The following is a 20,844-nucleotide window of genomic DNA, read 5'->3' as shown; positions in this document are numbered from 1 at the left end:
GGGTAAGCCTGATAAGCGCAGCGTCATCGATACCCACTCTTCCATAACACAAGCCATCCTGCGGCATATGCGGTAAACTAAGCGCGATTTTGCATCAGGAAAGCGTCTATGAATCACTCCCTTAAAGCCTGGAACACCTTCGGTATCGATCAGTATGCTAATGAGCTTGTCTGCGCCGAAAATGAGCAACAACTACTGAATGCCTGGCAATCAGCCACCGTATTACATCATCCAGTTTTGATCCTGGGCGAAGGGAGCAACGTCTTGTTTCTTGATACCTTTCATGGCACGGTGATCGTCAACCGTATTAAGGGAATTCAGGTTACAGAACAGGCGGATGCCTGGCATTTGCACGTCGGCGCGGGTGAAAACTGGCATCATCTAGTACAACACACGTTGCAGCTAGGTATGCCTGGGCTGGAAAATCTGGCACTTATCCCCGGCTGTGTTGGCTCATCGCCTATCCAGAATATTGGTGCTTACGGTGTAGAGCTGCAACGTGTCTGTGAATATGTGGACTGTGTTGAGCTGTCTACGGGTAAGCATTTGCGCGTCAGTGCTGCGGAATGCCGTTTCGGCTATCGTGATAGCATTTTCAAACATGAATATCAGGATCGCTTTGCGATTGTTGCTGTTGGGCTGCGTCTGCTAAAGCAATGGCAGCCGGTGCTAACTTACGGTGACTTAACGCGCCTTGATCCTTCGGCGGTGACACCGCAGCAGGTTTTTGATGCTGTCTGCCATATGCGTACAACAAAGCTTCCTGACCCGAAAGTACAGGGTAATGCGGGGAGCTTCTTTAAAAATCCCGTTGTCAGCGTAGATGTTGCTGAGGCATTGTTGTCGCAATTCCCGGCCGCGCCTCATTACCCGCAGAAAGATGGTTCGGTGAAACTGGCCGCAGGCTGGCTTATCGATCAATGCCAGCTAAAAGGAGCGCGCATCGGTGGCGCTGCGGTACATCAACAACAGGCTCTGGTGCTTATTAATGCCGACGATGCAACAAGCCAGGATGTGGTGCAGCTTGCCCATCACGTTCGCCAGAAAGTGGGTGCGAAATTTAATGTCTGGCTTGAGCCGGAAGTTCGATTCATTGGACCGAAGGGGGAAATAAACGCCGTGGAGATCATTGCATGAAGGATAACACCGTACCCTTGACGCTGATTTCATTGCTGGCGGATGGTGAATTTCATTCAGGTGAACAGCTCGGTGAAAAGCTCGGCATGAGTCGTGCGGCTATCAATAAACACATCCAGACGTTACGTGACTGGGGTGTTGATGTCTTTACCGTTCCCGGTAAAGGATACAGCTTACCGGAACCTATTCAGCTCCTGGATTCATCAGTTATTCATTCCCAACTGGATGGTGGAAATATTACCGTCCTACCGGTGATTGATTCGACCAACCAATACCTTTTGGATCGTATTGGGCAACTGGAATCAGGTGATGCCTGCGTCGCTGAATATCAGCAGGCCGGACGTGGCCGTCGTGGGCGAAAATGGTTTTCTCCGTTTGGAGCAAACCTTTACCTCTCAATGTTCTGGCGTCTGGAGCAGGGACCGGCGGCTGCGATTGGCCTGAGCCTGGTCATTGGTATCGTCATGGCAGAAGTATTACGCGATCTGGGTGCCGATAAGGTGCGTGTGAAATGGCCCAACGATCTCTACCTGCTCGATCGTAAACTCGCAGGAATTCTGGTTGAACTAACTGGTAAAACTGGCGATGCCGCGCAAATTGTTATTGGCGCAGGCATTAATATGGCCATGCGTCGGGTAGAAGAAAATGTGGTCAATCAGGGGTGGATTAACCTGCAGGAAGCGGGAATTAACATTGATCGTAATGCGCTTGCAGCCCGACTGATCCGTGAGTTGCGTGCAGCACTGGTGCTATTTGAACAAGAAGGTTTGGCCCCTTATCTCTCCCGCTGGAAGAAACTGGATAACTTTATCAATCGTCCCGTTAAACTGATTATTGGCGATAAAGAAATATTCGGTGTATCCCGGGGAATAGATGCGCAAGGTGCGCTATTACTTGAACAGGATGGTGTGATAAAACCGTGGATGGGTGGAGAAATATCACTGAGAAGTGCAGAGTAATAAAAAGGGGAGCCGTTACTCCCCACTTTTTATTTATTTCCGTAATCTGACTTGTTCAACGGCATGGTTGGCGCTTTTGGTCATGATTAAGCTGGCACGCTCACGTGTCGGTAGTATATTTTGTTTTAAATTCAACCCATTAATCTCTTTCCAAAGTGATGTGGCGGTATTGATCGCCTCATCTTCAGACAGTTTGGCGTAGTTATGGAAATAAGAGTCGGGATTGGTAAAGGCCCCTTCACGGAATTTCAGGAAACGATTGATATACCACGTCTGGAGTAATTCTTCTGGCGCGTCAACGTAAATAGAGAAGTCGACAAAGTCAGAAACAAATACATGATGTGGATCGTGAGGGTAATCCATCCCGCTTTGTAATACGTTTAACCCTTCGAGGATTAATATATCGGGCTGGGCAACGGTTTTGTCTCCATCAGGGATCACATCATAGATAAGATGTGAATAAACCGGCGCAGTAACGTTGGGGACGCCTGACTTGAGATCGGAAACGAATTTAACCAGACGGTGCATATCGTAGGACTGCGGGAAGCCTTTCTTCTTCATAAGTCCACGATCCTTCAGCACCTGGTTAGGGTGAAGAAAACCATCGGTGGTAATCAACTCAACCTTACGATGCTCAGGCCAGCGGCTCAACAATGCCTGCAGGACGCGCGCGGTGGTACTTTTCCCTACCGCAACGCTGCCAGCAATGCTGATGATATAAGGAATACGCTCGCCGTTGGTGCCTAAAAATTGCTCCAGAACGGCCTGACGTCGCAGGTTTGAACTGATGTAAAAATTTAGCAAACGCGATAAGGGCAAATAAATCTCGGCAACTTCTTCCAGCGATAAGTCTTCATTAATGCCTTTCAGACGAGCAATCTCTTCCTCGCTCAGGGTCATTGGCACGGAATCACGAAGTGCAGCCCACTGGTTGCGATCAAACTGTAGGTAAGGCGTCATTAACGCTTGCTCTTTTATACTCATACGCATGGTCTGGCTGTCATTGCGATATCAGATCAGTAATAAAAAATGAATTCATCCCTGGCACGCAATGGCACGTCACATTTCAGTTAATTTGGACAATGGGCAGGAGGGTAACACCAGATGAGAGGGAATAATAAGAAAAAATCATCCCCTGAAAAGCAATGTGACGAGTATTCCAGATGTAAAAAGAGGCACTTTGCATCAGTTGGTAAACAGATGATGGAGCAAAACACCTCCTGGATGGTCGTGAAACGTTGTAAATTTGTACAGTCAGGCGTGGGAATAGATTATTTATCGGTCGCATAGTGTAAAATGTGAGCGATAGAACGTTTTATGCGATTTTTTAGTTGCATGAAAGCGCAGGTCTCCATAAAATGCGCGCTACTTGATGCCGACTTAGCTCAGTAGGTAGAGCAACTGACTTGTAATCAGTAGGTCACCAGTTCGATTCCGGTAGTCGGCACCATCAAGTCCGGTGGGGTTCCCGAGCGGCCAAAGGGAGCAGACTGTAAATCTGCCGTCACAGACTTCGAAGGTTCGAATCCTTCCCCCACCACCACTTTCTGGCAGCGTTATCGCCGCCTGGGTTGGTTAGAAAAATTAACCAGCTCAAATAAAAAAGAGAGAAATCTCTTTTTTATTACAGAAAGAACTGGGTAGCCGAGTTTCAGGATGCGGGCATCGTATAATGGCTATTACCTCAGCCTTCCAAGCTGATGATGCGGGTTCGATTCCCGCTGCCCGCTCCAGACGTGCTGATATGGCTCAGTTGGTAGAGCGCACCCTTGGTAAGGGTGAGGTCCCCAGTTCGACTCTGGGTATCAGCACCACTTCACTTCTCCTTCCCGTTTCTCTCTGTTTACTTTTAAAAGCATTCAACAGTTCAGGTATATTGCCTGGTTGATGTGGTGATATCACCGATTTATCCGTGTCTTAGAGGGACAATCGATGTCTAAAGAAAAATTTGAACGTACTAAACCGCACGTTAACGTCGGTACTATCGGCCACGTTGACCATGGTAAAACAACGCTGACTGCTGCAATCACTACCGTTCTGGCTAAAACCTACGGCGGTGCTGCTCGCGCATTCGATCAGATCGATAATGCGCCAGAAGAAAAAGCACGTGGTATCACCATCAACACGTCTCACGTTGAATACGACACCCCGTCTCGCCACTACGCACACGTAGACTGCCCAGGGCACGCCGACTATGTTAAAAACATGATCACCGGTGCTGCGCAGATGGACGGCGCGATCCTGGTTGTTGCTGCGACAGACGGCCCGATGCCGCAGACTCGTGAGCACATCCTGCTGGGTCGTCAGGTTGGCGTTCCGTACATCATCGTGTTCCTGAACAAATGCGACATGGTTGATGACGAAGAGCTGCTGGAACTGGTAGAAATGGAAGTTCGTGAGCTTCTGTCTCAGTACGATTTCCCGGGCGACGATACTCCAATCGTTCGTGGTTCTGCTCTGAAAGCGCTGGAAGGCGATGCAGAGTGGGAAGCGAAAATCATCGAACTGGCTGGCTACCTGGATTCTTACATCCCGGAACCAGAACGTGCGATTGACAAGCCGTTCCTGCTGCCTATCGAAGACGTATTCTCCATCTCCGGCCGTGGTACCGTTGTTACCGGTCGTGTAGAGCGCGGTATCGTTAAAGTTGGCGAAGAAGTAGAAATCGTTGGTATCAAAGAGACTGCTAAGTCTACCTGTACTGGCGTTGAAATGTTCCGTAAGCTGCTGGACGAAGGCCGTGCTGGTGAGAACGTTGGTGTTCTGCTGCGTGGTATCAAACGTGAAGAAATCGAACGTGGTCAGGTACTGGCTAAGCCGGGCTCTATCAAGCCGCACACCAAGTTCGAATCTGAAGTTTACATCCTGTCCAAAGACGAAGGCGGCCGTCATACTCCGTTCTTCAAAGGCTACCGTCCGCAGTTCTACTTCCGTACTACTGACGTGACCGGTACCATCGAACTGCCAGAAGGCGTAGAGATGGTAATGCCGGGCGACAACATCAAAATGGTTGTTACCCTGATCCACCCGATCGCGATGGACGATGGTCTGCGTTTTGCAATCCGTGAAGGCGGTCGTACCGTTGGCGCAGGCGTTGTTGCCAAAGTAATGAGCTAATTGCTGATATTATTTGACGCAATGCGCAATAAAAGGGCATCATTTGATGCCCTTTTTATACGCTGTCGAACCAGAACCTGGCTCATCAGTGATTTTTTTTGCCATAATCATTGCTGAGACAGGCTCTGAAGAGGGCGTTTAGTCCGAAACGCACCAGAGCATTTCGGTTTGGATTGCCTCGCTTACGCGGGGTGAAAATGTTTGTAGAATACTTCTGACAGGTTGGTTTATGAGTGCGAATACCGAAGCTCAAGGAAGCGGGCGTGGCCTGGAAGCGATGAAGTGGGTTGTTGTCGCTGTATTGCTGCTTGTAGCTATCGTGGGCAACTACCTTTATCGTGACATGATGCTGCCGTTGCGTGCGCTGGCCGTAGTGATTCTGATTGCTGCAGCGGGTGGTGTCGCGCTGTTGACAACAAAAGGTAAAGCGACCGTTGCTTTTGCCCGTGAAGCGAGAACCGAAGTCCGTAAGGTCATTTGGCCGACTCGCCAGGAAACATTGCACACCACGTTGATTGTGGCTGCGGTTACCGCAGTTATGTCACTGATCCTGTGGGGACTGGATGGTATTCTGGTTCGCCTGGTATCCTTTATCACTGGCCTGAGGTTCTAAGATGTCTGAAGCCCCTAAAAAGCGCTGGTACGTCGTTCAGGCGTTTTCCGGTTTTGAAGGCCGCGTAGCCACATCGCTGCGTGAGTATATCAAGTTACAAAATATGGAAGAGTTGTTTGGCGAAGTCATGGTACCGACCGAAGAAGTGGTCGAAATCCGTGGCGGCCAGCGTCGCAAAAGCGAACGTAAATTCTTCCCGGGCTACGTACTGGTTCAGATGGTCATGAACGATGCGAGCTGGCACCTGGTGCGCAGTGTGCCGCGTGTGATGGGCTTCATCGGCGGTACGTCTGACCGCCCAGCTCCGATCAGCGACAAAGAAGTTGATGCGATCATGAACCGCCTGCAGCAGGTTGGCGATAAGCCACGTCCGAAAACGATGTTCGAACCGGGTGAAATGGTTCGCGTTAGCGACGGTCCGTTTGCTGACTTTAACGGCGTAGTTGAAGAAGTGGATTATGAGAAGTCTCGTCTGAAGGTTTCCGTATCTATCTTCGGTCGTGCAACGCCGGTTGAGCTGGACTTCGCTCAGGTTGAGAAAGCCTAACAAGTCGATCAAAAAAGCGGCGATTTAATCGTTGCACAAGGCGCGAGATTGGAATACAATTTCGCGCCTTTTGTTTTTATGGATAGCATCCGTAAAACGAATTTTATCACGGGGAGCCTTTTTGAGGCGCTATAACCCAACTAGAGGAATTTAGAATGGCTAAGAAAGTCCAAGCCTATGTCAAGCTGCAGGTTGCAGCTGGTATGGCTAACCCGAGCCCGCCGGTAGGTCCAGCACTGGGTCAACAAGGCGTGAACATCATGGAATTCTGCAAAGCGTTTAACGCAAAAACTGATTCCCTGGAAAAAGGTCTGCCGATCCCGGTTGTTATCACTGTTTACGCTGACCGTTCTTTCACTTTCGTTACCAAAACGCCTCCGGCAGCAGTTCTGCTGAAGAAAGCGGCTGGTATCAAGTCTGGTTCCGGTAAGCCGAACAAAGACAAAGTGGGTAAAATTTCCCGCGCTCAGCTGCAGGAAATCGCGCAGACCAAAGCTGCCGACATGACTGGTTCTGACATTGAAGCGATGACTCGCTCCATTGAAGGTACTGCACGTTCCATGGGCCTGGTAGTGGAGGATTAAGAAATGGCTAAACTGACCAAGCGTATGCGCGTGATCCGTGACAAAGTTGATACAACTAAACAGTATGATATCAACGAAGCTATTGCTCTGCTGAAAGAGCTGGCCACTGCTAAATTCGTAGAAAGCGTTGACGTTGCCGTTAACCTCGGTATCGATGCTCGTAAATCTGACCAGAACGTACGTGGTGCAACTGTACTGCCGCACGGTACTGGCCGTTCCGTTCGCGTAGCCGTATTTGCCCAAGGCGCAAACGCTGAAGCTGCTAAAGCTGCTGGCGCTGAACTGGTAGGTATGGAAGATCTGGCTGACCAGATCAAGAAAGGCGAAATGAACTTTGACGTTGTTATTGCTTCCCCGGATGCAATGCGCGTTGTTGGCCAGCTGGGCCAGGTTCTGGGTCCGCGTGGCCTGATGCCAAACCCGAAAGTTGGTACTGTAACCCCTAACGTTGCTGAAGCGGTTAAGAACGCTAAAGCGGGTCAGGTTCGTTACCGTAACGACAAAAACGGCATCATCCACACTACCATCGGTAAAGTGGATTTTGACGCTGACAAACTGAAAGAAAACCTGGAATCTCTGCTGGTTGCGCTGAAAAAAGCGAAACCGACTCAGGCTAAAGGCGTGTACATCAAGAAAGTTAGCATCTCCACCACCATGGGTGCTGGTGTTGCCGTTGATCAGTCCGGTCTGACCGCGACTGTGGCGAACTAATATTCGCCTTTACGTGGGCGGTGATTTTGTCTACAATCTTACCCCCACGTTTCTGCTAATTGCAGACGTATATCCAAGATATTCAGGCTGTGGCAAGGCGACAACTGAGTGAATCGCCAGGAGCATAGTTAACTATGTGACTGGTGTGAACGAAGGCAGTCAACGCCGTCACAGATTGAATAGCGGCAGATAGACAAGATTTGTTCGTTGGAGCCTGGCCTATCCAGGCCTCCGTCGAAGACCGCAGGTGTTTCGAAAGAAGCTTAATGCCCTGCGTAGACGGTGACAGAACGCTAAGATTATTTCTGATACTCTGGCTTGTTTCTGCTCACCGTATTAAGACGCTCTGTCCGTTGGGAAGAGTGAAGTGAGTTCCGGAACATGAGTTCCGGCAAACATCCAGGAGCAAAGCTAATGGCTTTAAATCTTCAAGACAAACAAGCGATTGTTGCTGAAGTCAGCGAAGTAGCCAAAGGCGCGCTGTCTGCAGTAGTTGCGGATTCCCGTGGCGTTACTGTAGACAAAATGACTGAACTGCGTAAAGCAGGTCGCGAAGCCGGCGTATACATGCGTGTTGTTCGTAACACCCTGCTGCGCCGTGTTGTTGAAGGTACTCAGTTTGAGTGCCTGAAAGACGCGTTCGTTGGTCCGACCCTGATTGCATATTCTATGGAACACCCGGGCGCAGCTGCTCGTCTGTTCAAAGATTTCGCGAAAGCGAATGCAAAATTTGAGGTCAAAGCCGCAGCCTTTGAAGGTGAATTGATCCCGGCATCGCAAATCGATCGCCTGGCAACTCTGCCGACCTACGAAGAAGCAATTGCACGCCTGATGGCAACCATGAAAGAAGCTTCGGCTGGCAAACTGGTTCGCACTCTGGCTGCTGTTCGCGATGCGAAAGAAGCTGCTTAATCGCAGTTATCTTTATCAAGCATCTGCTTACGTATAAACTTATTCTGATTTTCAGGAACAATTTAAATGTCTATCACTAAAGATCAAATCATTGAAGCAGTATCCGCTATGTCCGTAATGGACGTTGTAGAACTGATTTCTGCAATGGAAGAAAAATTCGGTGTTTCTGCTGCTGCTGCTGTAGCTGTAGCTGCGGGCCCGGCTGAAGCTGCTGAAGAAAAAACTGAATTCGACGTGATTCTGAAAGGTATCGGCGCGAACAAAGTTGCAGTAATCAAAGCAGTACGTGGCGCAACTGGCCTGGGTCTGAAAGAAGCTAAAGACCTGGTAGAATCTGCTCCGGCCGCTCTGAAAGAAGGCGTGAGCAAAGATGACGCTGAAGCACTGAAAAAATCTCTGGAAGAAGCTGGCGCTGAAGTTGAAGTTAAATAAGCCAACTTTTCTAGTTGCAGCCTAAGAAATTAGGCTGATGGCTGGTGACTTTTTAGTCACCAGCCTTTTTGCGCTGTAAGGCGCCAGTAGCATTTCACACTGTTTGACTACTGTTGTGCCTTTCAATGTTTGTTTCTATCGACGCCTTAATATATTGCGACAGAGCCTCCGCTCTGTGTAAATCGCAACGAAATGGTTTAAGCGTGATAGCAACAGGCATTGCGGAAAGTATTCGATTTTCCGGTCAACAAAATAGTGTTGCACAAACTGTCCCTTCGTCGGACAGATGGGTCGACTTGTCAGCGAGCTGAGGAACCCTAATGGTTTACTCCTATACCGAGAAAAAACGTATTCGTAAGGATTTTGGTAAACGTCCGCAAGTGTTGGACATACCTTATCTCCTTTCTATCCAGCTTGACTCGTTTCAGAAGTTCATCGAGCAAGATCCTGAAGGGCAGTATGGTCTGGAAGCAGCTTTCCGTTCCGTTTTCCCTATTAAAAGCTATAGCGGTAATTCTGAGCTGCAGTACGTCAGCTACCGCCTTGGCGAACCTGTTTTTGACGTTCAGGAATGTCAGATCCGTGGCGTGACTTATTCCGCACCGCTGCGCGTCAAACTGCGTCTGGTGATCTACGAGCGCGAAGCGCCGGAAGGCACCGTAAAAGACATTAAAGAACAAGAAGTCTACATGGGTGAAATTCCGCTCATGACTGACAACGGTACCTTTGTCATCAACGGTACCGAGCGTGTTATTGTTTCCCAGTTGCACCGTAGCCCAGGCGTCTTCTTTGACTCCGATAAGGGTAAAACCCACTCTTCGGGTAAAGTGCTTTATAACGCGCGTATCATTCCTTACCGTGGTTCCTGGCTGGATTTCGAATTCGATCCGAAGGACAACCTGTTCGTACGTATTGACCGTCGCCGCAAACTGCCAGCGACCATTATTCTGCGTGCGCTGCAGTACACCACTGAACAGATCCTTGACCTGTTCTTTGAGAAAGTTGTCTTCGAAATTCGTGACAACAAGCTGCAGATGGAACTGGTGCCGGAACGCCTGCGTGGTGAAACCGCCTCCTTTGATATCGAAGCCAACGGCAAAATCTACGTCGAAAAAGGTCGTCGCATCACTGCGCGCCATATTCGTCAGCTGGAAAAAGACGATATCAAGCTTATCGAAGTTCCAGTTGAGTACATCGCGGGCAAAGTTGCGGCTAAAGATTACGTTGACGCATCAACCGGTGAGCTGATTTGCGCAGCGAACATGGAACTGAGCCTGGATCTGCTGGCTAAGCTGAGCCAGTCTGGTCACAAGCGTATCGAAACGCTGTTTACCAACGATCTGGACCACGGTGCGTATATCTCTGAAACGATTCGCGTCGACCCAACCAACGATCGTCTGAGCGCGCTGGTAGAAATCTACCGCATGATGCGCCCTGGTGAGCCGCCGACTCGCGAAGCTGCTGAAAGCCTGTTCGAGAACCTGTTCTTCTCCGAAGACCGCTATGACTTGTCTGCGGTTGGTCGTATGAAGTTCAACCGTTCTCTGCTGCGTGACGAGATCGAAGGTTCCGGTATCCTGAGCAAAGACGACATCATCGAAGTGATGAAGAAGCTCATCGATATCCGTAACGGTAAAGGCGAAGTCGATGATATCGACCACCTCGGTAACCGTCGTATCCGTTCTGTTGGCGAAATGGCGGAAAACCAGTTCCGCGTTGGCCTGGTTCGTGTAGAGCGTGCGGTGAAAGAGCGTCTGTCTCTGGGCGATCTGGATACCCTGATGCCTCAGGATATGATCAACGCCAAGCCGATTTCTGCCGCAGTGAAAGAGTTCTTCGGTTCCAGCCAGCTGTCTCAGTTTATGGACCAGAACAACCCGCTGTCTGAGATTACGCACAAGCGTCGTATCTCTGCCCTCGGCCCAGGCGGTCTGACCCGTGAACGTGCAGGCTTCGAAGTTCGAGACGTACACCCGACTCACTACGGTCGCGTATGTCCAATCGAAACCCCTGAAGGTCCGAACATCGGTCTGATCAACTCCCTGTCCGTGTACGCACAGACTAACGAATATGGCTTCCTTGAAACGCCGTATCGTAAAGTGACTGACGGTGTTGTTACCGACGAAATTCATTACCTGTCTGCTATCGAAGAAGGCAACTACGTTATCGCTCAGGCGAACTCCAACCTGGATGACGAAGGCCACTTTGTAGAAGACCTGGTAACGTGCCGTAGCAAAGGCGAATCCAGCTTGTTCAGCCGCGACCAGGTTGACTACATGGACGTATCCACCCAACAGGTGGTATCCGTCGGTGCGTCCCTGATCCCGTTCCTGGAACACGATGACGCCAACCGTGCATTGATGGGTGCAAACATGCAACGTCAGGCGGTTCCGACTCTGCGCGCTGATAAGCCGCTGGTTGGTACCGGTATGGAACGTGCTGTTGCCGTTGACTCCGGTGTTACTGCTGTTGCTAAGCGTGGCGGTACCGTTCAGTACGTTGATGCTTCCCGTATCGTTATCAAAGTTAACGAAGACGAGATGCATGCGGGCGAAGCGGGTATCGACATCTATAACCTGACCAAATACACCCGTTCGAACCAGAACACCTGTATCAACCAGATGCCGTGCGTATCTCTGGGTGAGCCGGTTGAACGTGGTGATGTGCTGGCAGACGGTCCGTCCACCGACCTCGGTGAACTGGCTCTGGGTCAGAACATGCGCGTGGCATTCATGCCATGGAACGGTTACAACTTCGAAGACTCCATCCTCGTATCTGAGCGTGTTGTCCAGGAAGACCGTTTCACCACCATCCACATTCAGGAACTGGCATGTGTCTCCCGTGACACTAAGCTGGGGCCAGAAGAGATCACCGCTGATATCCCGAACGTGGGTGAAGCTGCGCTCTCCAAACTGGATGAGTCCGGTATCGTTTACATTGGTGCAGAAGTCACCGGTGGTGACATTCTGGTTGGTAAGGTAACGCCGAAAGGTGAAACCCAGCTGACGCCAGAAGAGAAACTGCTGCGTGCCATCTTCGGTGAGAAAGCGTCTGATGTTAAAGACTCTTCTCTGCGTGTACCAAACGGTGTTTCCGGTACGATTATCGACGTTCAGGTCTTTACTCGCGATGGCGTAGAAAAAGACAAACGTGCGCTGGAAATCGAAGAGATGCAGCTGAAGCAGGCGAAGAAAGACCTGTCTGAAGAACTGCAGATCCTCGAAGCTGGCCTGTTTAGCCGTATCTACGCGGTGCTGGTTGCCGGTGGCGTTGAAGCTGAGAAGCTCGACAAACTGCCGCGCGATCGCTGGCTGGAACTCGGCCTGACCGACGAAGAGAAACAAAATCAGCTGGAACAGCTGGCTGAGCAGTACGACGAACTGAAACACGAATTCGAGAAAAAACTCGAAGCGAAACGCCGTAAAATCACTCAGGGCGACGATCTGGCACCAGGCGTGCTGAAGATTGTTAAGGTTTATCTGGCGGTTAAACGTCGGATCCAGCCTGGTGATAAGATGGCAGGTCGTCACGGTAACAAGGGTGTTATCTCTAAGATCAACCCGATCGAAGATATGCCACACGATGCTAACGGTACGCCGGTAGATATCGTACTGAACCCGCTGGGCGTACCATCGCGTATGAACATCGGTCAGATCCTTGAAACTCACCTGGGTATGGCTGCGAAAGGTATCGGCGAGAAAATCAACGCCATGCTGAAGCAGCAAGAAGAAGTCGCCAAACTGCGCGAATTCATCCAGCGTGCCTACGATCTGGGTACCGACGTTCGTCAGAAAGTTGACCTGAATACCTTCAGTGATGAAGAAGTTCTGCGTCTGGCTGAAAACCTGAAAAAAGGTATGCCAATCGCAACGCCGGTCTTCGACGGTGCGAAAGAGTCTGAAATCAAGGAACTGTTACAGCTGGGTGGCCTGCCGACTTCTGGTCAGATCACACTGTTCGACGGTCGTACCGGTGAGCAATTCGAGCGCCAGGTTACCGTTGGCTACATGTACATGCTGAAACTGAACCACTTGGTTGATGACAAGATGCACGCGCGTTCTACCGGTTCTTACAGCCTGGTTACTCAGCAGCCGCTGGGTGGTAAGGCTCAGTTCGGTGGTCAGCGCTTCGGGGAGATGGAAGTGTGGGCGCTGGAAGCATATGGCGCGGCATACACCCTGCAGGAAATGCTCACCGTTAAGTCTGATGACGTGAATGGTCGTACCAAGATGTATAAAAACATCGTGGACGGCAACCATCAGATGGAACCAGGCATGCCAGAATCCTTCAACGTACTGTTGAAAGAGATTCGTTCGCTGGGTATCAACATCGAGCTGGAAGACGAGTAACTCTCGCTCAAACAGGTCACTGGTGCCGGGGTAAGACCCGGTGCCAGATTGTGCTAACTCCGACGGGAGCAAATCCGTGAAAGATTTATTAAAGTTTCTGAAAGCGCAGACTAAAACCGAAGAGTTTGATGCGATCAAAATTGCTCTGGCCTCGCCAGACATGATCCGTTCATGGTCTTTCGGTGAAGTTAAGAAGCCGGAAACCATTAACTACCGTACGTTCAAACCTGAGCGTGACGGCCTTTTCTGCGCCCGTATCTTTGGGCCAGTAAAAGACTATGAGTGCCTGTGCGGTAAGTACAAGCGCCTGAAACACCGTGGTGTGATCTGTGAGAAGTGCGGCGTTGAAGTGACCCAGACTAAAGTACGCCGTGAGCGTATGGGCCACATCGAGCTGGCGTCTCCGACTGCGCACATCTGGTTCCTGAAATCGCTGCCGTCCCGTATCGGTCTGTTGCTCGATATGCCGCTGCGTGATATCGAACGCGTACTGTACTTCGAATCATATGTGGTTATCGAAGGCGGTATGACTAACCTGGAACGTCAACAGATCCTGACTGAAGAGCAGTATCTGGACGCGCTGGAAGAGTTCGGTGACGAATTCGACGCGAAGATGGGTGCGGAAGCTATCCAGGCCCTGCTGAAGAGCATGGATCTGGAGCAAGAGTGTGAAACTCTGCGCGAAGAGCTGAACGAAACCAACTCCGAAACCAAGCGTAAGAAGCTGACCAAGCGTATCAAACTGCTGGAAGCGTTCGTACAGTCTGGCAACAAGCCAGAGTGGATGATCCTGACCGTTCTGCCGGTTCTGCCGCCAGATCTGCGTCCGCTGGTTCCGCTGGATGGTGGTCGTTTTGCGACTTCTGACCTGAACGATCTGTATCGTCGCGTCATTAACCGTAACAACCGTCTGAAACGTCTGCTGGATCTGGCTGCGCCAGATATCATCGTACGTAACGAAAAACGTATGCTGCAGGAAGCGGTTGACGCCCTGTTGGATAACGGTCGTCGCGGTCGTGCGATCACCGGTTCTAACAAACGTCCTCTGAAATCTTTGGCCGATATGATCAAAGGTAAGCAGGGTCGTTTCCGTCAGAACCTGCTCGGTAAGCGTGTTGACTACTCCGGTCGTTCTGTTATCACCGTAGGTCCATACCTGCGTCTGCATCAGTGCGGCCTGCCGAAGAAAATGGCACTGGAACTGTTCAAACCGTTCATCTACGGCAAGCTGGAACTGCGTGGCCTCGCCACCACCATTAAAGCCGCTAAGAAAATGGTTGAGCGTGAAGAAGCTGTCGTTTGGGATATCCTGGACGAAGTTATCCGCGAACACCCAGTACTGCTGAACCGTGCACCAACACTGCACCGTCTGGGTATCCAGGCATTTGAACCGGTACTGATCGAAGGTAAAGCTATCCAGCTGCACCCTCTGGTTTGTGCGGCATACAACGCCGACTTCGATGGTGACCAGATGGCTGTTCACGTACCGCTGACGCTGGAAGCCCAGCTCGAAGCGCGTGCGCTGATGATGTCTACCAACAACATTCTGTCCCCGGCGAACGGCGAACCTATCATCGTTCCGTCTCAGGACGTTGTATTGGGTCTGTACTACATGACCCGTGACTGTGTTAACGCCAAAGGCGAAGGCATGGTGCTGACTGGCCCGAAAGAAGCTGAGCGTATCTATCGCGCAGGTCTGGCCTCTCTGCATGCGCGCGTTAAAGTGCGTATCACCGAATACGAAAAAGATGAAAACGGCGAATTCGTTGCACATACCAGCCTGAAAGACACGACCGTTGGTCGCGCCATTCTGTGGATGATCGTACCGAAAGGTCTGCCTTTCTCCATCGTCAACCAGGCGCTGGGCAAGAAAGCTATCTCCAAAATGCTGAACACCTGTTACCGCATTTTGGGCCTGAAGCCGACCGTTATCTTCGCTGACCAGACCATGTACACTGGCTTTGCTTATGCAGCGCGTTCAGGTGCATCCGTTGGTATCGATGACATGGTCATCCCAGAGAAGAAACACGAGATCATCTCTGAAGCGGAAGCTGAAGTTGCTGAGATCCAGGAGCAGTTCCAGTCTGGTCTGGTAACCGCGGGCGAACGCTATAACAAAGTTATCGATATCTGGGCAGCGGCGAACGATCGTGTATCCAAAGCGATGATGGATAACCTGCAGACCGAAACCGTTATCAACCGTGATGGCGTCGAAGAGCAGCAGGTTTCTTTCAACAGCATCTACATGATGGCCGACTCCGGTGCGCGTGGTTCTGCAGCACAGATTCGTCAGCTGGCAGGTATGCGTGGTCTGATGGCGAAGCCGGATGGCTCCATCATCGAAACGCCAATCACCGCGAACTTCCGTGAAGGTCTGAACGTACTCCAGTACTTCATCTCCACGCACGGTGCGCGTAAGGGTCTGGCGGATACCGCACTGAAAACAGCAAACTCCGGTTATCTGACTCGTCGTCTGGTTGACGTCGCGCAGGATCTGGTTGTGACTGAAGATGACTGCGGCACGCTGGAAGGCATCACCATGACCCCGGTTATCGAGGGTGGTGATGTTAAAGAACCGCTGCGCGATCGCGTACTGGGTCGTGTGACTGCTGAAGACGTTCTGAAGCCGGGTACCGCGGATATTCTGGTTCCACGCAACACGCTGCTGCACGAGCACTGGTGTGACCTGCTGGAAGAGAACTCTGTTGACTCCGTCAAAGTTCGTTCCGTTGTATCCTGTGACACCGACTTTGGTGTATGTGCGCACTGCTATGGTCGTGATCTGGCACGTGGCCACATCATCAACAAAGGTGAAGCCATCGGCGTTATCGCGGCACAGTCCATCGGTGAACCGGGTACACAGCTGACGATGCGTACGTTCCACATCGGTGGTGCGGCATCTCGTGCGGCTGCTGAATCCAGCATCCAGGTGAAAAACAAAGGTAGCATCCGTCTGAGCAATGCGAAGTCGGTTGTGAACTCTGCCGGTAAGCTGGTAGTCACCTCGCGTAACACCGAGCTGAAACTGATCGACGAATTCGGTCGTACCAAAGAGAGCTATAAAGTGCCTTACGGTGCTGTTATGGCGAAAGGTGATGGCGAGCAGGTTGCTGGCGGTGAAACCGTTGCAAACTGGGATCCACACACCATGCCAGTTATCACTGAAGTAAGTGGTTTCATCCGCTTCACTGACATGATCGACGGCCAGACCATTACTCGTCAGACCGACGAGCTGACCGGTCTGTCTTCTCTGGTAGTTCTGGATTCTGCAGAACGTACTGCAGGTGGTAAAGACCTGCGTCCGGCACTGAAAATTGTTGATGCTAACGGTAACGACGTTCTGATCCCAGGTACCGATATGCCTGCGCAGTACTTCCTGCCGGGTAAAGCGATTGTTCAGCTGGAAGATGGTATCCAGATCAGTGCGGGTGATGCTCTGGCGCGTATTCCTCAGGAATCCAGCGGTACCAAGGATATCACCGGTGGTCTGCCACGCGTTGCGGACCTGTTCGAAGCACGTCGTCCGAAAGAGCCGGCTATTCTTGCGGAAATCAGCGGTATCATTTCCTTCGGTAAAGAAACCAAAGGGAAGCGTCGTCTGGTTATCACCCCATTAGATGGCAGCGAACCGTACGAAGAGATGATTCCAAAATGGCGTCAGCTCAACGTGTTCGAAGGTGAACGTGTAGAACGTGGTGACGTGGTTTCCGACGGTCCGGAAGCACCGCACGACATCCTGCGTCTTCGTGGCGTACACGCGGTAACGCGTTACATCACCAACGAAGTTCAGGACGTTTACCGTCTGCAAGGCGTTAAGATTAACGATAAACACATTGAAGTTATCGTTCGTCAGATGCTGCGTAAAGCGACCATTGATAGTGCTGGTAGCTCCGACTTCCTGGAAGGCGAACAGGTTGAATACTCCCGCGTCAAGATTGCTAACCGCGATCTGGAAGCGAACGGCAAAGTTGCGGCAACTTACTCTCGCGACCTGCTGGGTATCACCAAAGCGTCTCTGGCAACCGAATCGTTCATCTCTGCCGCATCGTTCCAGGAGACCACGCGTGTCCTGACCGAAGCAGCCGTTGCGGGTAAACGCGACGAACTGCGTGGCCTGAAAGAGAACGTTATCGTGGGTCGTCTGATCCCTGCCGGTACCGGTTATGCGTACCACCAGGATCGTATGCGCCGTCGCGCAGCGGGCGAACAGCCGGCTGCACCTCAGGTTACTGCGGAAGATGCATCTGCCAGCCTGGCAGAACTGCTGAACGCAGGTCTGGGCGGTTCTAACAACGATTAATCGTTGCTGACTGTAATGAAAAACCCGCCTCGGCGGGTTTTTTTTTGCCTGATGTCAGTCTTATAAATACTGTCAATAAAGACATGTCATTAAAAACAGTATTGACACTGTTTTTTAAATCCGTATGTTAATACTTAACAGCAGAGAAAGAGTAGTTAGCTGTTAAAGCAGTAAGAGTTAGTAGAGTTCGATAGGGGGATTGCGATAAAGGCCACGAAGTATTTTGTTGTATGGGGTAGTCGACGTTGAAGTTATTTTATTTCACATCGACGATGCTTTAAGGCTACGTAGTTGATATATGTAATCGCAAAAAGTTAAGTAAGCGCGACGATGTAAGGCCATGATTTAAAAGTTAATGTTTGCGGTTTTCATTATTGAGTAATCGCAAGGGAAGTAAGGCCACGCATCAAAGAGTATATGTCGCGAGGGGAAGTGTACTTGTTTAGGCCGCCATTCTTGAGTGAGTTTATCAAGCTGGTGAAATATGTTTAACGGTAAATAGAGGAAGGTTCGTTAGTAGCATTCTCCAATATTATCTGTGGTAAACGTGTACATTTAAAATGTAGTACAAACAGCAGTATCAAATTGTAAGTCACTTAATGTTAAATCTGAAGTTTGTAGTAACTTAAAGCCCTGGCTGCAACGGTCAGGGCTTTTATTATTTATATCAACGTATTACTCAGGCTCTCAATCGCAATCGCTCAACATTCCATCTGACGAACGTTATTAAATAATTTAATGCTTGCTTAATGATTAGAAGTAAGGCTACTATAGCGACATCGGTTTGGAACACAGACCTTATGCAAGCAGTTTTAGTAAAGCAGTTCTCAGTTCAAGCGTTATCCTCAGATACTCTTCTTCATGAGCCTCCTCCTAAGTGCCCCATAAGTTAATTTCTGCAAAACAGGCCATCTTCGCTGCTTAAGCGGCTCAAAAATATGAAAGGAAGTATCTATGTCTAACAAAATGACTGGTTTAGTAAAATGGTTTAACTCTGAGAAAGGCTTCGGCTTTATCACTCCTCAGGACGGTAGCAAAGATGTGTTTGTGCATTTTTCAGCTATCCAGAGCAACGATTATAAAACTTTAGACGAAGGCCAAAAAGTAGAGTTCTCTGTTGAGAACGGCGCGAAAGGCCCGTCTGCTGTTAACGTTATCGCGCTGTAATCGCCGATAATCTTACTAACGCTTACGATAGCGATGACGGCCAGAGCCTGAGCAGATAAGTGATAGTGAATAAAAAACCCGCGAAAGCGGGTTTTTTCGTTTTTACATCCAGGTTCACTACATCTGTTACGCACGCCCGAGAAAACTATCCCAGTCTTTCCATACTGGCTGTAAGCCCTGCGCACTCAGTGCTGCAGCAACGTCTTCAGGGCGGCGATCATCATGCGGGGAAAATTGTTCCAGCTCAGGATGGTTATCGGCATAACCGCCGGGCTGTGTTTTTGAGAAGGCACTGACGTTATTGATTGCTAGCGGAATCACGTGATCGCGAAACCACGGTGATTCGCGGGTGGAGAGCGACAGCTCTATTTCTGGCGCCAGTAAGCGAAACGCACAAATGGTTTGCACCAGTTGGCGTTCATCCATGATCGATGCCGGTTCAATTCCCCCCGCACACGGGCGCAGACGTGGGAACGAGATCGAGTATCGGCTCTGCCAGTAGTGTTGCTGCATCCACAACAAATGCTCGGCTACCATATAGCAATCAACCCGCCAACTGTCAGACAAGCCAATCAGTGCCCCAAGGCCAATTTTGTCGATACCGGCGTGACCCAGTCGGTCCGGCGTTTCCAGCCGCCAAAAGAAGTCCTGCTTTTTCCCCTTCAGATGATGTTGGGCATAAGTCGCCTCATGGTAGCTCTCCTGATACACCATCACACCGTCCAGACCGAGTACCTTTAGCTCAGCATATTCGGCTGCTGACAGCGGTTGCACCTCCATCTGTAGCGAAGAAAACTGACGGCGGATGGCAGGTAAATGGCGGCGAAAATAGTCCATGCCGACTTTCGCCTGATGCTCGCCGGTGACCAGCAACAGATGCTCAAAACCCAGCTCGCGGATCGCTGCACACTCCCGTTGAATCTCTGATTCGTCCAATGTTTTACGCTTGATACGGTTGCTCATGGAAAAGCCACAGTAGGTACAGTCGTTGGCGCACAGATTCGAAAGATACAGCGGAACATAAAAGCTGACCGTATTGCCAAAACGCTGGCGGGTGAGCTTTTTCGCCCGCTGGGCCAGCGGCTCCAGATAGTCGGCGGCGGCTGGCGAGAGCAGCGCCATCAGATCATCGCGGCTAAGCTGCGAAGCATTGAGTGCCCGCTGTACGTCTGCGGCGGTTTTGCCGTTAATACGCAGACGGATGTCGTCCCACTCCAGCTGTCGCCAGCGATCGCTGAAGGTTTTCATACCGAGGCCTCCAGAAACCCGGTCAACGGGCTGGTGGCGCAAGCATTGGTTCTGCGGCTCCCCGGTACGGCCAGACGTGCCAGAAGGCCCGCTTCAACCGCCAGTCGGAACGCCGTCGCCATCATTACCGGGTCGTCCGCCACGGCAATCGCCGTGTTGACCAACACCGCGTCGGCCCCCATTTCCAACGCCTGCGTAGCATGGCTGGGTACGCCGATGCCCGCATCGACCACCACTGGGACGGTAGCTTGCTGAATAATCATTTCCAGCATTGCACGAGTTTCCAGTCCCTGATTTGAGCCAATGGGCGCACCGAGCGGCATGACCGCCGCACAGCCCACTTCTTCCAGCCGTTTACACAATACCGGATCCGCGCCGCAGTAGGGCAACACCACGAAGCCCTGTTTGACCAGCGCTTCAGCGGCTTTCAGCGTTTCAATAGGATCGGGCAACAGCCAACGGGCGTCGGGATGAATTTCTAACTTCAGCCAGTGTGTCCCCAGCGCTTCGCGCGCCAGCTGCGCAGCAAAGATGGCTTCTTCCGCCGTTTTCGCCCCTGAGGTATTAGGCAATAGCGTTACCCCGGTCTCGACCAGTGGTGCAAGAATGGCATCGTTGTGCTGGCGTAAATCCACGCGCTTCATCGCCAGTGTCACCAACTGACTACCGGAGGCGCGAATGGCGTCGACCATCAGCTGCGATGACGCAAATTTCCCGGTGCCGGTGAACAGATGCGAATCAAACGTCTTGTCGGCAATACGTAACATA

The 20,844-nt window shown here is 50.9% G+C and carries 15 protein-coding genes and 4 tRNA genes; 16 read left to right on the top strand and 3 right to left on the bottom strand.

Annotated features, from left to right (window positions below):
• Positions 1-108: 108 nt before the first annotated feature.
• Both murB and birA read left to right on the top strand, forming a co-directional pair.
• Positions 109-1,137 carry a UDP-N-acetylmuramate dehydrogenase gene (gene murB / locus IMQ48_RS21215; RefSeq protein WP_196210540.1) on the top strand — a complete coding sequence of 343 codons (1,029 nt, stop codon included), beginning with the start codon at positions 109-111 and terminating at the stop codon, positions 1,135-1,137.
• On the top strand, positions 1,134-2,096 hold the full coding sequence (gene birA, locus IMQ48_RS21210) for a bifunctional biotin--[acetyl-CoA-carboxylase] ligase/biotin operon repressor BirA (RefSeq protein ID WP_196210539.1): 963 nt from the start codon (positions 1,134-1,136) through the stop codon (positions 2,094-2,096). Before murB ends, birA begins: the two co-directional genes overlap by 4 nt.
• A gap of 33 nt (positions 2,097-2,129) precedes the next feature.
• On the opposite strand, the gene coaA is transcribed toward birA, so the two are convergent.
• Complete coding sequence (gene coaA / locus IMQ48_RS21205; protein ID WP_196210544.1) at positions 2,130-3,080, bottom strand: type I pantothenate kinase; 951 nt, start codon at positions 3,078-3,080, stop codon at positions 2,130-2,132.
• A 390-nt stretch (positions 3,081-3,470) separates the two neighbouring features.
• Here coaA and IMQ48_RS21200 point away from each other — a divergent pair.
• From IMQ48_RS21200 to cspA, 14 genes are all read left to right on the top strand, one after another.
• Positions 3,471-3,546 (top strand) — tRNA-Thr (locus tag IMQ48_RS21200).
• 8 nt (positions 3,547-3,554) lie between these two features.
• Positions 3,555-3,639 (top strand) — tRNA-Tyr (locus IMQ48_RS21195).
• Positions 3,640-3,754: 115 nt separating this feature from the next.
• Positions 3,755-3,829: transfer RNA gene (locus tag IMQ48_RS21190), tRNA-Gly, on the top strand.
• A 5-nt stretch (positions 3,830-3,834) separates the two neighbouring features.
• Positions 3,835-3,910 (top strand) — tRNA-Thr (locus tag IMQ48_RS21185).
• Between the two features lie 118 nt (positions 3,911-4,028).
• Complete coding sequence (gene tuf / locus IMQ48_RS21180; protein WP_096758783.1) at positions 4,029-5,213, top strand: elongation factor Tu; 1,185 nt, start codon at positions 4,029-4,031, stop codon at positions 5,211-5,213.
• Between the two features lie 229 nt (positions 5,214-5,442).
• Positions 5,443-5,826 (top strand): preprotein translocase subunit SecE, encoded by a 384-nt coding sequence (gene secE / locus IMQ48_RS21175; protein WP_003033128.1) that lies wholly within the window; start codon positions 5,443-5,445, stop codon positions 5,824-5,826.
• Between the two features lies 1 nt (position 5,827).
• Positions 5,828-6,373, top strand: coding sequence for a transcription termination/antitermination protein NusG (gene nusG, locus IMQ48_RS21170; protein WP_003033125.1), 546 nt, complete (start codon positions 5,828-5,830; stop codon positions 6,371-6,373).
• A gap of 155 nt (positions 6,374-6,528) precedes the next feature.
• The gene (rplK, locus tag IMQ48_RS21165) at positions 6,529-6,957 is read left to right on the top strand and encodes a 50S ribosomal protein L11 (RefSeq protein ID WP_123350556.1); all 429 of its coding nucleotides are present in this window, start codon (positions 6,529-6,531) and stop codon (positions 6,955-6,957) included.
• Positions 6,958-6,960: 3 nt separating this feature from the next.
• Positions 6,961-7,668, top strand: a complete 708-nt coding sequence (gene rplA / locus IMQ48_RS21160) for a 50S ribosomal protein L1 (protein ID WP_096758782.1) — start codon at positions 6,961-6,963, stop codon at positions 7,666-7,668.
• Between the two features lie 414 nt (positions 7,669-8,082).
• The gene (rplJ, locus tag IMQ48_RS21155) at positions 8,083-8,580 is read left to right on the top strand and encodes a 50S ribosomal protein L10 (RefSeq protein WP_007704673.1); all 498 of its coding nucleotides are present in this window, start codon (positions 8,083-8,085) and stop codon (positions 8,578-8,580) included.
• A 66-nt stretch (positions 8,581-8,646) separates the two neighbouring features.
• Entirely contained in the window at positions 8,647-9,012 is a 366-nt protein-coding gene (gene rplL / locus IMQ48_RS21150) for a 50S ribosomal protein L7/L12 (RefSeq protein ID WP_049842133.1), read from the top strand.
• 320 nt (positions 9,013-9,332) lie between these two features.
• A complete protein-coding gene (gene rpoB / locus IMQ48_RS21145; protein WP_096758781.1) occupies positions 9,333-13,361 on the top strand; it encodes a DNA-directed RNA polymerase subunit beta in 4,029 nt (1,342 codons plus the stop codon).
• Positions 13,362-13,437: 76 nt separating this feature from the next.
• The gene (gene rpoC / locus IMQ48_RS21140) at positions 13,438-17,661 is read left to right on the top strand and encodes a DNA-directed RNA polymerase subunit beta' (RefSeq protein ID WP_196210538.1); all 4,224 of its coding nucleotides are present in this window, start codon (positions 13,438-13,440) and stop codon (positions 17,659-17,661) included.
• A gap of 954 nt (positions 17,662-18,615) precedes the next feature.
• A complete protein-coding gene (cspA, locus tag IMQ48_RS21135) occupies positions 18,616-18,828 on the top strand; it encodes an RNA chaperone/antiterminator CspA (protein ID WP_096758779.1) in 213 nt (70 codons plus the stop codon).
• A gap of 126 nt (positions 18,829-18,954) precedes the next feature.
• Here the strand turns inward: cspA and thiH are convergent, their stop codons facing one another.
• The gene (gene thiH, locus IMQ48_RS21130; RefSeq protein WP_196210537.1) at positions 18,955-20,076 is read right to left on the bottom strand and encodes a 2-iminoacetate synthase ThiH; all 1,122 of its coding nucleotides are present in this window, start codon (positions 20,074-20,076) and stop codon (positions 18,955-18,957) included.
• Positions 20,073-20,843, bottom strand: a complete 771-nt coding sequence (gene thiG / locus IMQ48_RS21125) for a thiazole synthase (protein WP_196210536.1) — start codon at positions 20,841-20,843, stop codon at positions 20,073-20,075. The genes thiH and thiG overlap by 4 nt, the downstream gene beginning before the upstream one ends.
• Position 20,844: the final 1 nt, after the last annotated feature.

Source organism: Citrobacter sp. Res13-Sevr-PEB04-36, from assembly GCF_015672735.1.
GTDB lineage: Bacteria > Pseudomonadota > Gammaproteobacteria > Enterobacterales > Enterobacteriaceae > Citrobacter.
Note: the sequence above shows the minus strand (reverse complement) of the source record. Positions and strands in the feature narration are given on the sequence as shown.

What these genes read in the sequence shown, in the direction of transcription:
- rplJ (WP_007704673.1), top strand. Translation starts at nt 8,083, where the DNA reads ATGGCTTTAAATCTTCAAGACAAACAAGCGATTGTTGCTGAAGTCAGC.
- cspA (WP_096758779.1), top strand. Translation starts at nt 18,616, where the DNA reads ATGTCTAACAAAATGACTGGTTTAGTAAAATGGTTTAACTCTGAGAAA.
- thiH (WP_196210537.1), bottom strand. Translation starts at nt 20,076, where the DNA reads ATGAAAACCTTCAGCGATCGCTGGCGACAGCTGGAGTGGGACGACATC.
- rplL (WP_049842133.1), top strand. Translation starts at nt 8,647, where the DNA reads ATGTCTATCACTAAAGATCAAATCATTGAAGCAGTATCCGCTATGTCC.
- birA (WP_196210539.1), top strand. Translation starts at nt 1,134, where the DNA reads ATGAAGGATAACACCGTACCCTTGACGCTGATTTCATTGCTGGCGGAT.
- coaA (WP_196210544.1), bottom strand. Translation starts at nt 3,080, where the DNA reads ATGAGTATAAAAGAGCAAGCGTTAATGACGCCTTACCTACAGTTTGAT.
- rpoB (WP_096758781.1), top strand. Translation starts at nt 9,333, where the DNA reads ATGGTTTACTCCTATACCGAGAAAAAACGTATTCGTAAGGATTTTGGT.
- secE (WP_003033128.1), top strand. Translation starts at nt 5,443, where the DNA reads ATGAGTGCGAATACCGAAGCTCAAGGAAGCGGGCGTGGCCTGGAAGCG.
- thiG (WP_196210536.1), bottom strand. Translation starts at nt 20,843, where the DNA reads ATGTTACGTATTGCCGACAAGACGTTTGATTCGCATCTGTTCACCGGC.
- rplA (WP_096758782.1), top strand. Translation starts at nt 6,961, where the DNA reads ATGGCTAAACTGACCAAGCGTATGCGCGTGATCCGTGACAAAGTTGAT.
- rplK (WP_123350556.1), top strand. Translation starts at nt 6,529, where the DNA reads ATGGCTAAGAAAGTCCAAGCCTATGTCAAGCTGCAGGTTGCAGCTGGT.
- nusG (WP_003033125.1), top strand. Translation starts at nt 5,828, where the DNA reads ATGTCTGAAGCCCCTAAAAAGCGCTGGTACGTCGTTCAGGCGTTTTCC.
- tuf (WP_096758783.1), top strand. Translation starts at nt 4,029, where the DNA reads ATGTCTAAAGAAAAATTTGAACGTACTAAACCGCACGTTAACGTCGGT.
- murB (WP_196210540.1), top strand. Translation starts at nt 109, where the DNA reads ATGAATCACTCCCTTAAAGCCTGGAACACCTTCGGTATCGATCAGTAT.